Below are 13,052 nucleotides of genomic sequence, written 5' to 3' on the forward strand. Positions count from 1 at the left end.
GGACGCGCCGAACGCCGCACGATCCGCGTCACCGGCTGCGACGACACCCTGTTCCCCGGAGCCCGCCAGGTCTTCCGACTACGCCGCGACACCGGCGGACTCGACGGGATCCGCACCAGCAAACAGATCATCCACGGCATCGTCAGCCTCGACGCCACCCAGGCCGGACCACAGCACCTCAACGCCTACGTCAGAGGACACTGGTCGGTGGAAACCCGCCTGCACTGGACCCGTGACGTCACCTTCAACGAGGACGACTCCCAGCTCAGGACGGGTGCGGCTCCCCGCAACGTGGCCGCCATGCGCAACCTGGCCCTGAACACCTTCCGCCTCGCCGGACGCGCCAACATCGCCCACGCCCGCCGTGACCTCCACGACCGCGCCGACACCTTCGCCGTCTACGACATCTAACAAACGGTGATCAAATCAGACATAGAGGAACAACGCCGGGGCCGTGACCAACTCGTCGGTGAAACACTGCGCAGGCAAACCACGGCAGCCGATCGCCTCCGGGAAGTGGATCAGTTGCTCACCGCGGCGCTGGCGGGATTGACGGAGTTTGCAGCCGCGCTCGGGGTAACGCTGACGGGCTCGATCCCTGCGGCAGGGTCAGCACAATCTCCGACCGCGCCTGATATACCACCATCCGCGCCAACGGACGTCGTCCGCCTGGGCGACCGCCTTGCACCCTGGCGCCAGGGTGACAACGTCCAAGGCTATGCCTTCGCTGCCGACCGTAGGCAATTGGACGACGTCCCGTTCATCAGCGGCCGGATCAAGTCGGCTGGACTCGGGCTACGTCCGGTGCGCGGCGGTGGTTTGCCAGTCACGGTCACCGATCACGTCGAAGGGCACGTGGCGGCACGGATGCGGGCCGAGGACGGACCACGAGACGTCACACTCGTCATCAACAAGCCTCCCTGTGACGACCGGCCGTTCGGCTGTCACCAGCTCCTCCCACACATCATCCCTGCCGGCTCACGGCTTACCGTGTACGTAGTCGAGGAGGGTGGGGCCCGTCTACACAGCACCTACCACGGCACCGGGAAGGCGATCAGAAGATGACCTACCGCATCATTTGGACAGGTAACAACCGCGTCGTTTCCTCAGTCGCGGAAGTCGACGCAGCACTCGACGAGGCGGCGACGGCTTCGGTTGCGTCCCTCCCAGTGGTGGTGACGGTCCTACCAGCGGGCAGCGAGCACCTTTCGCCATTCGACGACGACTTTCCTGATTCCCTCGAAGTCGGGATCGGCCACCCAGACCGAGGGTTCGTGCGTTGGATGGGCGACGGCGGCGGGTACGGATACGAGCCCGGCCTCGACCCCGGCCCGGCCGGGCTCCGTTTCGACTACGGCGGTCAACCAGTCTTCCCCGAGCCGGACGAACTGCGGGTCACCCCTGCCGCAGCCTGGCAGGCAGTACGCGACTTCATCGCCACGGGCAGGCGACCGACCCGCTTGTCCTGGCAACCAGCACCAGCGATCAGCTAAGCCGCCTGCTACCCAACGGCCCATGTCAATGAGGTAGTACCACCCCGAATCTGTCGCTGCGACGGCATGCGCTAGAGTCCGTTCGAGTAGGACTGTGCAGTGAGGATGCCCACCTCCTTGCGCACCGAGGCTGGCAAGTCGCCGCCTCGGCGCGGAGGGAGGTGAACGCGTATGCCTACACAAGCACAAGGCGACCCGTCGGAGAATGATCCGAGGAGGCTCAACCGACGGGTCAGCGGTGCGGCAGATCTCGCGTTGAGACTGCTCAGCCTGGCGGTGCGGCTCCTGGAAGCTCTAACTTCCTGGAGCGGCGGCTCGGCGTAACTATTCGCCGGACCTGCCCTCGTTTCAAGTTGACGCTTGAGGCGAGGGTGCCGTCGCGATCACGAATCGTTAAACGATCCACGATCACGCAGGCCGATAATCTCACTCGTTGGACGGCTTGTCAACCAGTAGTGGTTTACAGCCAGCCCCTGCACACCAGCCGCTCGGGATCGAGACGGAATCTCGAGCGGGCAATCACGGGCTCAGAGGTGGGTGGGGAGGTGGGTGACGAAGGTGGACCAGGCGGTGGGGGCGAAGGTCAGCACCGGGCCGGTCTGGTCCTTGCTGTCACGCACCAACACCGCGCCGGGCAGGTTGTCGGCAACCTCGACACACGCGCCGCCGGCACCATTGGACCTGGTCGATTTACGAAAACGAGGGGTGCCGCTCAGCTCCATGTCAGCGCCGCTTTCTCGATCATCTCGCGGGACTCCGCGATGGGCAGGGCGTGGCTGCGGACATCTTCCCACACCTGTTCGAGCCGCCGCACCCGTTGCGGGTCGTCGATGAGCTCGCCGCCGAAGTGGGTGTCCAGGTAGCCCACCCTCCGATCGTGCACCGTGCCGAGCACGAACGGACCGTTGAGCCCGGCGTACGCCCCGGCGGTCGCCGGCACGACATGCACGTTCACGTTGGGCCGGTCGCAGGCGGCGGCGAGCGCGGTCAACTGCTCCACCATCACGTCCGGCGAGCCGACCTGCCGGTGCAGCACCGACCGGTCGAGCACCGCGACGAAGTGCGCCGGATTCTCTGCCCGGGTGAGCACCTCCTGACGGGTCAGCCGGTTGGCCAGCGCCGTCTCGACGTCGTCGACCGGGCCGATGTCGGTGAGCACATGCCGGGCGTACGCCTCGGTCTGCAACAGGCCAGGCACGACGGACAGTTCGAAGTAGCGCAGGATGCTCGCCTGTGCTTCGTTCTCGGCCCACGACCGCAGGAACGGGGCGATCGACAGCCCGCGCGCCTGCGCCGCCAACCGCTGGACCCGCTCGCTGGTCTCGAAGACGCCGTCCAGCGCCTTGGCCAGGGCCCGCACCGGGATCAGCCGCCCCGACTCGTAGCTGCCGATCGTGGAGGCGCTCACCCCGATCAGCCCGCCGAGCTGCTCCTGCGACAGCCCGCGCGTGGTCCGCTCCTTGCGAATGGTCTCCTGCAAGTCGATCATTATCCGCCCGCCTTGTCAGATCCGTAGTGAACTCTCCGACATCACTCCGACCCGGATATCTTCCATTGCAAGGGCTGGATAGTCCAGGGTGGAGAGGTAGGAGATTTCAATAACAAGATCCACGGAGGACTTTCATGATCAGCAATCGCGGCACCGGCATGCTCGGCTACGACTGAGCGAGGAGTCACGCGAAGCCCCCGGGGCGCGTGCGAGAACTCCTTTCGCCGGCCACCCCGTCAACGACCGGAGCAGCCCGGGAACCCCCGTGCCAGGGCTTGTCCGGCACTGACAGGTGGCCGAGACGCGGCCGACACCGCGTTCCCGCCAGCACCACCGAAATGGAGTACGCACGCGCCCCGGGCCAATCAGCTAACCAATTGCTGTGTCGTGAAATCGATGACTGCCCTGGTTGCCGTACCGCCGAGGAAGGCTGCGGTGATTGGGGCGGGGTGGCCCTGCCGGACGGCAATCGACAGGGCCACCCCTTCCACAGACGCCAGATGTCCGAATTCCGATCTCCGATGTCCGAGGAAGGAAATGTGATGCGAGAACTGTGGCGACGGTGGCGCGTCCGGTGGCAACGACGCCGGATGGCGTCGACCCCACCACACCAGTGGCCCGGCGGCAACGGCGTGTACCGCAACCCCAGTAGCAGCCGTAACCAGCGGCCGGCGGCGTACCGGCCGATCCGGCCCTGGCAGGTCCGCAGCCACCAGTTCCGCCCGGTCAGCGGCATCACCGGTCGGGGTGGGCTCGACCCGGCCGACGTCGCCGCGTTCCTCGACCGGGTCGCCCACGACCTGGGCATCGTCTACGCCGAGTTGGAGCGCACCTGGGAGCAGAACGACCGGATCAAGGACGCGCTGCGCCGCTGGCAGAGCAGCCACGCCGCGAAGGTCACGCCGTCGGGCTACCGGTGACAGACCCGTACGCCGCCGTCCCGCACCCCGCCGCGCCCGTGCCCGCACCGCCCGCCGCCGCTGTCGTCGTCGACTGCGGCGAATGCCGGGGCACGGCGGCCAGCGGCGCGGACGGCCGGCCCTGCGGCCACTGCGACGGGTTCAGTCGGCGACGCGCCCAGCTGGTGCTCAGCGTCGCCAACGTCGACACCGGCGCGGTCGCCTCGGCGAGCGTGGTGCCCGGCACGGTAACCCCGACGCCGACCGGGTGCGGCGACTTCTGGTGCCTCGACCTGGCCGGGCTGCTCGGCGAGTTGGCGGCAGCGGCCGGCATCGCCCAGCTCTACGACCCGCAGGCCCCGGACGATCCGGTGCTCGCCCCCTGGCTGCAACTGCCGACACCGTGGCGGCCCGACCTGCCCGCCAACCATCGGTACGCCTTGGAAGCCCAGGCGATCGCCGCCGAGTCGATCGACCCGTGGCGGCTGTGGCTCGGCCGGACACCCGCACCACCGGGCGGCACCCACCCACCGTCACCGGCGACCGTGATCGCCGTGGCGCTCCGCCTCGGCCTGACCGTCACCGTCGGCGGCATCGAGCTCGGCGGTCTCCGCTCAGCCGCCACCGTCGAGCGGGCGGTCGCCGACTGCTTTGGCTCGCTGCCCGACGCCCTCGGCGACCTGATCCCCGCCGACCCGGGTACCCCCATCCCAGTACCAGCAACGTCACCGTTACTTTTTGTCACGAATCGGCTTGACGATGCCGCCGAGCCGGCACACCATGATTGATGGTCGGGAGGACTGCCGACGCGGTGCCGTCTAGCCAGCAGGACTGCCAACGTGGTGCCTGCACGCTAGCCCGACTGCCTTCGTTCGAGGACCCCATCGTGCGCGATGGGGTCCTTCGACATTCAGGAGAATCCGATTGTATCTTCTCTTTGCCGACGAGTCTGGGACGCATGGCGGCAGTCATGCACTTGTCATCGGCGGGCTGGCGGTGCACGAACAGGATGCGCAGTCCTTGCAACGCGCGCTCGACACTTGCGTTCAGCAGCACTTCAGCATCGGGCAGGTCGAGGAGTACGAACTCCATGCGGCCGAGATCCGCAACGCCAATTAACCAAAAGACGGAAGCAAGGCGGTCCCCAGCCCGTGGGCCTTCGTCGACCGAAACTTCCATCCGGAGTGGACGACGTTCGAGCGAGAACGGTTCGCATACGAGGTGCTACTCAACAAGTTTGATGTAATGTTGAAACGCATCCGCTCCCACTCTGCTCTCGACAACCGCGGCCTTGTCATCCACGACCGGAGGGTCGTTGCTGAGCGCGACATTCAAGACTGGACGAAGGAGTGGCGTAAGGCAGCAGGAACCGTCGGCCAGCTACGCAACCTCGCGGACGTTCCTCTCTTCGCCGACTCACGCGCCTCCCGGCTGATCCAAGCTGCTGACCTGGTCTCCTATGCGCTCTACCGGCATTACGACCCGGATCGACAAGGAGTCGACTATGCCGAGAATATCTGGAGCGCATTCGACTCCGACGGCGACAGCCTGCACGGTGCGGTACATTTCACGCCGTACTTCGTTGGCGGCACCTGTGGTTGCCGGCCATGCCTCGGTCGTCCGGCCAAGTCCCGCGTTGGGTGGCGGCAGCGAGCTCTTCCGGATTGATCGGCTGTTCCAGGACAAGGACGCACACACGAGGCCGAAGCGAAGCTGAGCCGCCTCTAGCAGAGCCGCACCTGCTCCTGCCAGCTCATCGAGATCCCGCTGCGGGGTTGGCGGCGAGCATGGCGCAGAACAGTGCGCCCTGCTCGATCGCGTCGTCGAGGGCGACGTGGTTGTGCGGGAGGTCGTCGAACCATTCGCGGGGCATGGTCCGCTTCGATGTCGTCCGGTAGCCGGTGCCCAGCATCGCCATCGCGTACGTCTTGACGTCCAGCGCCGAGTGGGAGAACGGACTCGCTCCGGTGAAGCGGATCAGGTACCAGTAGACGAACATGAAGTCGTACGCCGCCGGGTAGCCGATGAACACGGGCCGCCCCGGCAACTGGGCCAGCCACTCGATGTAGCGGGCCATCGCGGCCGCCGGCTCCTCCTGGTCGGCCCGGCACGCCGCCCACGCCTCCGGGTGCGCCTCCCACCACGCCATCGTCTGCGGAGCGCCGCTGGCGTCCGGCAGGGTGACGAGGTTGGCGCTGAACGTGCCGACCAACTCCTTGCCGGCGGTGTAGGCCGCCGAGGCGAAGCTCAGCATCGAGTGCGGTCCGGGAATGGGTCCGTCGGCCTCGACGTCCGTGCTGACGTAGATCTCCGCTTGTGCCACACCCTGCACCGTACGGCAGCCGGCGTTGTCGCGTCGTCATCGAGTGGAGCCGAACATACGTTATGCGCCAGCGATTACGTATGTCCGGCTCCACTCGATGACGGGCTTGCCGCTCGGCGAGGGCTTGCCGCTCGGTGCGGGCAGCCGGGTCAGCTGACGGCGAAGGTGGCCGAGGCCCGGCCGGCGGCGTCCGGTACGGCTTCCAGGTAGAGCAGGCCGTCGCGGTGCCGGACGTACTGGCCGGGGAAGTTGACCGATTCCAGGGAGAGTTTGCCGGCGTCGGCCAGCCCGGCGCGCGCCATGAAGGTGGCGTCCTGCCGGAACAGTGCCGAACCGTCGTTGGCCTCCACCCACAGCTGATGGTTGCGGTGCCGCAGGTAGTAGCCGGGGAAGTTGGTCGACTCCAACGAGATGCCGGCCGAGTTGGCCAGCCCGGTGACGACCCGGAACTGCGAGTCGGCCAGGTTCGTCACGTTCGGTTCGAGCCTGACCCGGTACTCCCAGTGTCGCAGGTAGCGGTCGGGCTGGTCGTGGGCGGCGAGCCGGATGGGGGTGATGCCGTCCGGCACCGGTACGCCGAAGTTGGGGGTGCCGTCGGCGTTCCAGTAGATCTTCTGCACCCGGGTACGCCGGTTCGGGTCGTTCAGTGGGTCGTAGCCGTTGCCGAGGTACCGCTCGTAGTTGCGCGAGTGGTAGACGATCACGTCGCTGCCGTCCTCGGCGACGGTGAACGAGTTGTGCCCCGGCCCCCACTGGCCGGTCCGGCTGTTGCTGGCCAGCACCGGGTTCGGGCTCTTGGTCCAGGATGCCGCGTTCAGCAGGTTGCTGCTGGTTGACGCGGTGAGCAGCCCGACGGCGTAGTTGGCGTCGGTGGCGCTGGCCGAGTAGGTCATGAAGATCCGGCCGTTACGGATGATCACCGCCGGGCCTTCGTTGACCCGGTAGCCGCGGGTCTCCCAGGCATGCGTCGGGGTGCTGATCATGACCGGGGTGCCGGTGTAGGTCCACGGGTTGGTCATCCGGGCCAGGTAGATGTTGGAGTTGTTGCCGACGTACTCGGCCCAGGCCAGGTAGCGGACTCCGTTGTGGACGAAGGTGGTGGCGTCGAGCGAGAAGCCGGGGCGCGGTGGCTGGATCTGGCCGCGTTCGATCCACGGGCCGTCGAGCGGGTTGGCGGCGGAGGATTCCAGCACGTACGGGCGGATGGCCCAGATGTCCTCGGCCCGGCCGGCGGCGAAGTGGATGTACCACTTGCCGTCGATGAAGTGGATCTCCGGTGCCCAGATGTGCGCGCCCATCTCGCCGGTCGAGTGTTTGCGCCAGATCACCCGCTCGGTGGCGGTGGACAGACCTTGCAGGGTGGTGGCCCGGCGCATCACGATCCGGTCGTACTCGGGAACGGTGGCGATGAAGTAGTAGTAGCCGTCGGTGTGCCGGTAGACGTGCGGGTCGGCGCGCTGCTCGGCGATCGGGTTGGTGAACTGCGCCGTGGCGGAGAGGTTCGACGCCGTCACGGTGTCCGCTGACGCGGCGGGGTCCGCTGACGCCGTGGGTTGTACTGACGCCGGGGGCTGCGCGCTGGCCGGGGTAGTCACGATGGTCGTCGCCACGGTGGCCAGGATGACGGCTGTCGCCAGCTGCCTCGTCACCGGTCTCGTTCGGTGCATCGACGCTGCCTTTCGATGGACGGGCAGGGCTGTGCCGGTCGGACGCGACGCGGCCCCGGTTCGCACAGCAATGTTCGCGTTAACATCGACCGGGGTCAAGGGTTGTCCGACATCTCTTCGACACCTGCACGAAACGAGGCGGGCCGGCCGGGGCGTAGCGCCCCGGCCGGCCCGCCGCCCGCCGTCGAACTACTTGGCGCCGTCGGTCAGGCTCACCAACGCCTGCGCGGTCCGGAAGTACGGGTTGCGGCCGAGGTCACCGACGGTGACCACGCCGAACGCGTCCTTGAGCAGCTTGGCATCGCTGTCGCTGACGCCCTTCAGGGCGGCGACCGGAGCGTCGACGATCTCGGCCAGGGACTTGTCCTGGTAGGCCTTGTCGACCAGGGTCGTGAGGTCAGCGGTGACCGGCATCGGGTGTCTTCTCCTTCTGTTCGGGGTCGTGGCACGGCCCGGGTCGGGCCGGCCAGGTCGTGGGGGGAGGCTACTCCTCGTCGAACTCTTCCTCGTCGCCCTCGGCCACCGCGCTGTCGTCGTCGCCGAACGCGTCGACCGCCTGCTCGGCGAGCATCCCGGCGCCGAAGCCCAGCGCGGCGCCGCCGACCGCACCGGCGATCACGCCGCCCATCCCCGGGCCGCGGCCCTCATGCTCCTGGTGGTGGCCGGGTCCGTACGGACCCGGGGTGCCGTAGCCGGCCGGGACGCCGTAGCCGGGGGGCGGGTAGCCAACGCCGCCGCCGAGCATCGTCTGTCGCTGGTCGAGTGCCTGGCGGATCCAGCCGTCGACGTGGCTCGTCCAGTCCAGGCTCTCGGCGGCGCCGTGCTCGACGCGATAGTGGCCGTAGGAGTCGTGGCCGGGGGCGAACAACCCCGCCTGCCGATCGAACTCCAGAACCACGGTCATCCCGTACGGGTCGGCGAGGAAGGTCAGCTCGACCTGGCGTACGCCCGGGTACTGCGGCGGGGCGACGTACTCGATCTCCTGATAGAACGGCAGCGTCTGCGGCAGCCCGGCCAGCTGCCCGTACTCCAGGTCGGCGCCGATGAACTGGAAGCCGAGCGTGCCGAACGCCTCGAGGATCCGCTCCTGCACCGGCAGCGGATGGACCGCCACCGGGTCGAGGTCGCCGGGGTCGGCCGACCCACGCGCGGACACCGAGGTACGCAGGCCCATGGTCATGCCGGGCAACGGCTGACCGTAGACGTGGGTCACCGGGGTCTCCCAGGGCAGCGCGACCTGGAACGGCAGGGCGAGTTGCTGGCCCGCCGGCAACTGCAGGGCCCCGGCGACGTACACCTGATGGAACTCGACCCCGGCGGAGTGTTCACCTTCCCCGCCCTCGACCTCGACGTGGGTGACCAGCCCGACCACCACCTGGTCGATCTCGGTGTCGAAGTTCCCGCCGGTGAGGTTGACCTGACCGGCCAGGGTCAGGCCGGGCCGGGTGTTCGGGTTGGACAGTTCGGCGTCGACGCTGGGCCCGCCGACTCCGAAGGCACCGAGCATCCGTTTGAAGACCACCTGGCTTCTCCCCTGCGATCGCAGCTGCGAGTACTCCGACAACGAGCCAAAGGTGTTGTGGAACAACACGATCACTGGCCGTCTAAATAGGAATTCGGACGCTCGCCATGTTAGAGGCGATTTCTGGGAGGACCCTGAACACCAGATATCAACTACGCAAAGTTATATCGCGAATACTCTTCGAGACTTCTCTCAGCCAACTCGCAGCTTGCCCGCCCTCCGGCCTGACTATGCTGACGGCATGTCGAATGACAGCGACCCCCATAGTCTTGGCCGCCCCGTCGCCCCCGAGGGAGCGGCGAGGCGGTGATGGAATGGGTCCTGCTCGGCGCCGCAGTGCTGTTGATCGCCGCCAACGCCCTCTTCGTGGCAGCGGAGTTCGCCTTCGTCACGGTCGACCGCGCGACCGTGGAACGGCAGGCGGCCGCTGGCGATCGTCGGTCGGCCAGCCTGCTGCGCGCACTACGTACGCTGTCGACCCAGTTGTCCGGCGCCCAACTGGGCATCACGGTGACCAGCCTGCTGGTCGGCTTCCTGGCCGAGCCGTCGCTGGCCACCCTGCTACGCGGCCCACTCGGGCTCGCCGGCCTCCCCGACGGAGCGGCCACCGCGGTCTCGTTGACCCTGGCGCTCATCCTTGCCACCGGTTTCCAGATGATTCTCGGGGAGTTGGTGCCAAAGAACTGGGCCATCGCCGAACCGCTACGCGTCGGGCGGGTCGTCGCCGGCGCACAGCGCCGCTTCACCACCGTGGCCGGCCCGCTGATCCGGTTCCTCAACGGCACCGCGAACCGGATCCTGCGCGGATTCGGCATCGAACCGACCGAGGAACTCGCCTCCGCCCGATCGCCGCAGGAGCTGGCCTCGCTGGTCAGCCGATCCGGGGAGGAAGGCACCCTGGACGCCGAGACCGCCGAGCTGGTCTCCCGGTCGATCGACTTCGGCGAGCGGACCGCCGCCGACGTGATGACCCCCAGACCACGGGTACGATTCGTCGCCGCCGACTCATCCGTCGCCGAGGTACTGCGCCTGGCCGCGACAACCGGCCACGCCCGTTTCCCGGTCATCGGGTCCGGAGTCGACGAGGTCCTCGGGGTGGTCCACTTCAAGCACGCCCTCGCTGTCCCACCCGGCCGCCGGGACGCCCAGAACGTCGAGTCTGTGATGGTGGAGTTGCCCGAGGTGCCGGAGACCGTTGAACTGGATCCGCTGCTCGCCACGCTGCGCAGCCGCGGACTGCAGATGGCGGTGGTGATCGACGAGTACGGCGGGACCGCCGGCATCGTCACTCTGGAGGATCTGGTCGAGGAGATCGTCGGCGAGATCGCCGACGAGCAGGACCGGCCCACCGGCCGGCACCAGCAGGCCGCCGACGGTTCCTGGCAGCTCTCCGGCCTGCTGCGACCGGACGAGGCCGCCCGGCTGACCGGCCTGGACCTGCCGGAGGGGCGGACCTCCGACACGCTCGGCGGCGTCATCATCGAGGAACTCGGCCGGCTACCGAGGGTCGGCGACATCGTCACCGTCACCGCCGACGACCGGGAACACCCGGACGCGGACGGTCTGCCGACCCCCGTACCGGTGGAACTGACCGTGACCCGGATCGACGGCCGCCGGGTCGACCGGCTGCTGCTACGCCGTGCCGACGCCGCGGTCGCCGCCGCCCGTTCCCATGGAGCGTCCTCGTGAGCGACGGAGTCGCCATCCTGGTCGGCGTGCTGCTGCTCGCCGGCAATGCCTTCTTCGTCGGTGCCGAGTTCGCGTTGATCTCGGCTCGACGCACCCAGATCGAACCACGGGCCGCCGCCGGTTCCTGGCTGGCCCGCATCACCCTGCGGGCGATGGAGCGCGTGTCGTTGATGATGGCCGGCGCCCAGCTCGGCATCACCGTCTGCTCCCTCGGCCTCGGTGCCATCGGTGAGCCCGCGGTGGCCCACCTGATCGAACCCGGCTTCGCCGCGCTCGGGGTGCCGGAAGCGCTGGTGCATCCGATCGCGTTCGCCATCGCCCTGGCCGTCGTGGTCTTCCTGCACATGGTGATCGGCGAGATGGTGCCGAAGAACATCGCCCTGGCCGGGCCGGAACGCTCCGCGCTCGCCCTGGGTCCACCGCTGTACGGCGTCGTCACCGTGCTGCGGCCACTGATCTGGCTGCTCAACCAGCTGGCGAACATCGTGCTACGGCTGCTGCGAGTGCAGCCCAAGGACGAGGTGACCTCGGCGTTCACCCGGGAGGAGGTCGCTGGGTTCATCGCCCAGTCCCGCCGCGAGGGCCTGATCGACGAGCACGAGCACCGGTTGCTGACCGGTGCGCTGGCGTTCAGCGACCATCCCACCGCCCAGGTGGCCATCCCGCTGGAGTCGCTGGTCACCGTGTCCGCCACGGCCACTCCGGTCGAGTTGGAGCAGCGCTGCGCCGACACCGGCTACTCACGGTTTCCGGTCCTCGGCACCGACTCCGAGGTGGCCGGGTACGTACACGTCAAGGATCTGCTCGGCCTGCCGGAGCAGGAGCGGGACCAGCCGGTGGACGCCCACCTGATCCGGCCGCTGGCTACCGTGCCGGCCGGTCAGCCGCTGCGGGACACCCTCACCACGATGCAGCAGCAGGGCGCCCACCTGGCCCGGGTGATCGACGCTGACGGACGGTTGACCGGGCTGGCCGCTTTGGAGGACGTGATCGAGGAGCTGGTCGGCGAGGTTCGCGACGCCACCCAGACCGCCACGCGATAGGTCGGACGCCGACTCCGCGATAGGTCGGGCGCTGGTGGCGCGACAGGCGCGGCGCTGATGCCGTGCCTAGGTCACCGCGACAGGTGCCGACGGCAGTCCCTCGGTCGGTTGACCGAGGGACTGCCGGGCCAGCAGGGTCGCGCCGGCCACCGCCGCCGGCATGATCAGTACCGCGCCGAACGGGATGAGACAGCAGCAGAAGACGGCGACGCCGAAGCCGAGCGCCTTCGAGCGGTTGGCGCGCAACGCGACCCGGCGGTCGGGCAGCCGCAGCCCGCGGCGGTAGAAGGCGGAGCCGACAAGTTCCAGGGCGAGCCGCCAGCCGCCGAACACGGCGGCCAGCACCGGCACGACGGTCTGCCCGACGATCGGGATGAACCCGAGGACGAACAGCGGGACGCCGATGGCGATGCCGAACGCGATGAGCCGGGACGAGTCGAGCAGACTGTGCCACAGCGATCGCCACCACGGCACGTCGACCCCGCCCGGTACGCCGCCGTGGCGTTCCTCGACCCACTCGGAGATCTTTTCGTAGAACGGGTCCCCGATGAGCAGGGTGACGGCGGTGAAGGTGAGCACGCCGAGCAGTCCGCCGAGGGCCAGCAGACCGATGGCGGTGGTGCCGCGTACCGCGTCCTGCAGGCCTGGTGACCAGCCGTCGGCGAACGGGGTGAGCCAGCCGGCTACGTCGACCACGACGTTGACCCAGGCGATGAAGGCACCGACGAACAGGCTCCCGGAGATCACCGCCGGGATCAGGCCGAGGAGCACCATCTTCGGGTTACGGGCGTACGCGGCGAAACCGCGCAGGAAGAGCCGCACCCCATCGACGAACGAGCGAATCACGCCGTCTTGTCCTGCCACGAAGCGGAAGCCTAGTACGTGTCCACCAACCCGGCCTGATTCGATGAACATCGAACTTGACTG

16 protein-coding genes are annotated in these 13,052 nt (G+C 68.2%); 9 read left to right on the top strand and 7 right to left on the bottom strand.

What is annotated here, in order from left to right; genetic code table 11:
* The 3 genes from ACFHVL_RS23110 to ACFHVL_RS23120 all read left to right on the top strand — a co-directional run.
* Positions 1–411 (top strand): transposase (locus ACFHVL_RS23110; protein ID WP_416630524.1); only part of this gene is annotated, 411 nt, incomplete at its 5' end.
* A 6-nt stretch (positions 412–417) separates the two neighbouring features.
* Positions 418–1,065 (top strand): DddA-like double-stranded DNA deaminase toxin, encoded by a 648-nt coding sequence (locus tag ACFHVL_RS23115; RefSeq protein WP_416630525.1) that lies wholly within the window; start codon positions 418–420, stop codon positions 1,063–1,065.
* Positions 1,062–1,493 carry an Imm1 family immunity protein gene (locus tag ACFHVL_RS23120; RefSeq protein WP_416630526.1) on the top strand — a complete coding sequence of 144 codons (432 nt, stop codon included), beginning with the start codon at positions 1,062–1,064 and terminating at the stop codon, positions 1,491–1,493. The genes ACFHVL_RS23115 and ACFHVL_RS23120 overlap by 4 nt, the downstream gene beginning before the upstream one ends.
* 527 nt (positions 1,494–2,020) lie before the next feature.
* Here the strand turns inward: ACFHVL_RS23120 and ACFHVL_RS23125 are convergent.
* Positions 2,021–2,215 carry a DUF397 domain-containing protein gene (locus ACFHVL_RS23125; protein WP_416630527.1) on the bottom strand — a complete coding sequence of 65 codons (195 nt, stop codon included), beginning with the start codon at positions 2,213–2,215 and terminating at the stop codon, positions 2,021–2,023.
* On the bottom strand, positions 2,206–2,982 hold the full coding sequence (locus ACFHVL_RS23130; protein WP_416630528.1) for a helix-turn-helix domain-containing protein: 777 nt from the start codon (positions 2,980–2,982) through the stop codon (positions 2,206–2,208). Before ACFHVL_RS23130 ends, ACFHVL_RS23125 begins: the two co-directional genes overlap by 10 nt.
* A gap of 542 nt (positions 2,983–3,524) precedes the next feature.
* Here ACFHVL_RS23130 and ACFHVL_RS23135 point away from each other — a divergent pair.
* The 4 genes from ACFHVL_RS23135 (at position 3,525) to ACFHVL_RS23150 (ending at position 5,549) form a co-directional block, all read left to right on the top strand.
* Positions 3,525–3,902 carry a DivIVA domain-containing protein gene (locus ACFHVL_RS23135; protein WP_416630582.1) on the top strand — a complete coding sequence of 126 codons (378 nt, stop codon included), beginning with the start codon at positions 3,525–3,527 and terminating at the stop codon, positions 3,900–3,902.
* Positions 3,899–4,669 (top strand): hypothetical protein, encoded by a 771-nt coding sequence (locus ACFHVL_RS23140; RefSeq protein ID WP_416630529.1) that lies wholly within the window; start codon positions 3,899–3,901, stop codon positions 4,667–4,669. Before ACFHVL_RS23135 ends, ACFHVL_RS23140 begins: the two co-directional genes overlap by 4 nt.
* 136 nt (positions 4,670–4,805) lie before the next feature.
* Positions 4,806–5,000, top strand: a complete 195-nt coding sequence (locus tag ACFHVL_RS23145; RefSeq protein ID WP_416630530.1) for a DUF3800 domain-containing protein — start codon at positions 4,806–4,808, stop codon at positions 4,998–5,000.
* Positions 5,001–5,102: 102 nt separating this feature from the next.
* Positions 5,103–5,549, top strand: a complete 447-nt coding sequence (locus ACFHVL_RS23150) for a DUF3800 domain-containing protein (protein WP_416630531.1) — start codon at positions 5,103–5,105, stop codon at positions 5,547–5,549.
* 85 nt (positions 5,550–5,634) lie between these two features.
* On the opposite strand, the gene ACFHVL_RS23155 is transcribed toward ACFHVL_RS23150, so the two are convergent.
* From ACFHVL_RS23155 to ACFHVL_RS23170, 4 genes are all read right to left on the bottom strand, one after another.
* Positions 5,635–6,204 (bottom strand): exonuclease, encoded by a 570-nt coding sequence (locus tag ACFHVL_RS23155; protein WP_416630532.1) that lies wholly within the window; start codon positions 6,202–6,204, stop codon positions 5,635–5,637.
* 149 nt (positions 6,205–6,353) lie between these two features.
* Positions 6,354–7,814, bottom strand: coding sequence for a family 43 glycosylhydrolase (locus tag ACFHVL_RS23160; protein WP_416630533.1), 1,461 nt, complete (start codon positions 7,812–7,814; stop codon positions 6,354–6,356).
* A 246-nt stretch (positions 7,815–8,060) separates the two neighbouring features.
* Positions 8,061–8,285 carry a hypothetical protein gene (locus ACFHVL_RS23165; RefSeq protein ID WP_416630534.1) on the bottom strand — a complete coding sequence of 75 codons (225 nt, stop codon included), beginning with the start codon at positions 8,283–8,285 and terminating at the stop codon, positions 8,061–8,063.
* Between the two features lie 70 nt (positions 8,286–8,355).
* Positions 8,356–9,393: a sporulation protein gene (locus tag ACFHVL_RS23170; RefSeq protein ID WP_416630535.1), complete on the bottom strand. Its 1,038-nt coding sequence runs from the start codon at positions 9,391–9,393 to the stop codon at positions 8,356–8,358.
* Positions 9,394–9,702: 309 nt separating this feature from the next.
* Between ACFHVL_RS23170 and ACFHVL_RS23175 the strand changes: the two genes are divergently transcribed.
* Complete coding sequence (locus tag ACFHVL_RS23175; protein ID WP_416630583.1) at positions 9,703–11,082, top strand: hemolysin family protein; 1,380 nt, start codon at positions 9,703–9,705, stop codon at positions 11,080–11,082.
* The gene (locus tag ACFHVL_RS23180; protein ID WP_416630536.1) at positions 11,079–12,125 is read left to right on the top strand and encodes a hemolysin family protein; all 1,047 of its coding nucleotides are present in this window, start codon (positions 11,079–11,081) and stop codon (positions 12,123–12,125) included. Before ACFHVL_RS23175 ends, ACFHVL_RS23180 begins: the two co-directional genes overlap by 4 nt.
* A 66-nt stretch (positions 12,126–12,191) precedes the next feature.
* Here the strand turns inward: ACFHVL_RS23180 and ACFHVL_RS23185 are convergent, their stop codons facing one another.
* Positions 12,192–13,040 (bottom strand): EI24 domain-containing protein, encoded by an 849-nt coding sequence (locus ACFHVL_RS23185; RefSeq protein WP_416630537.1) that lies wholly within the window; start codon positions 13,038–13,040, stop codon positions 12,192–12,194.
* Positions 13,041–13,052: the final 12 nt, after the last annotated feature.

This window comes from Micromonospora sp. LOL_023, assembly GCF_048060115.1.
Taxonomy (GTDB): Bacteria; Actinomycetota; Actinomycetes; order Mycobacteriales; family Micromonosporaceae; genus Micromonospora_E.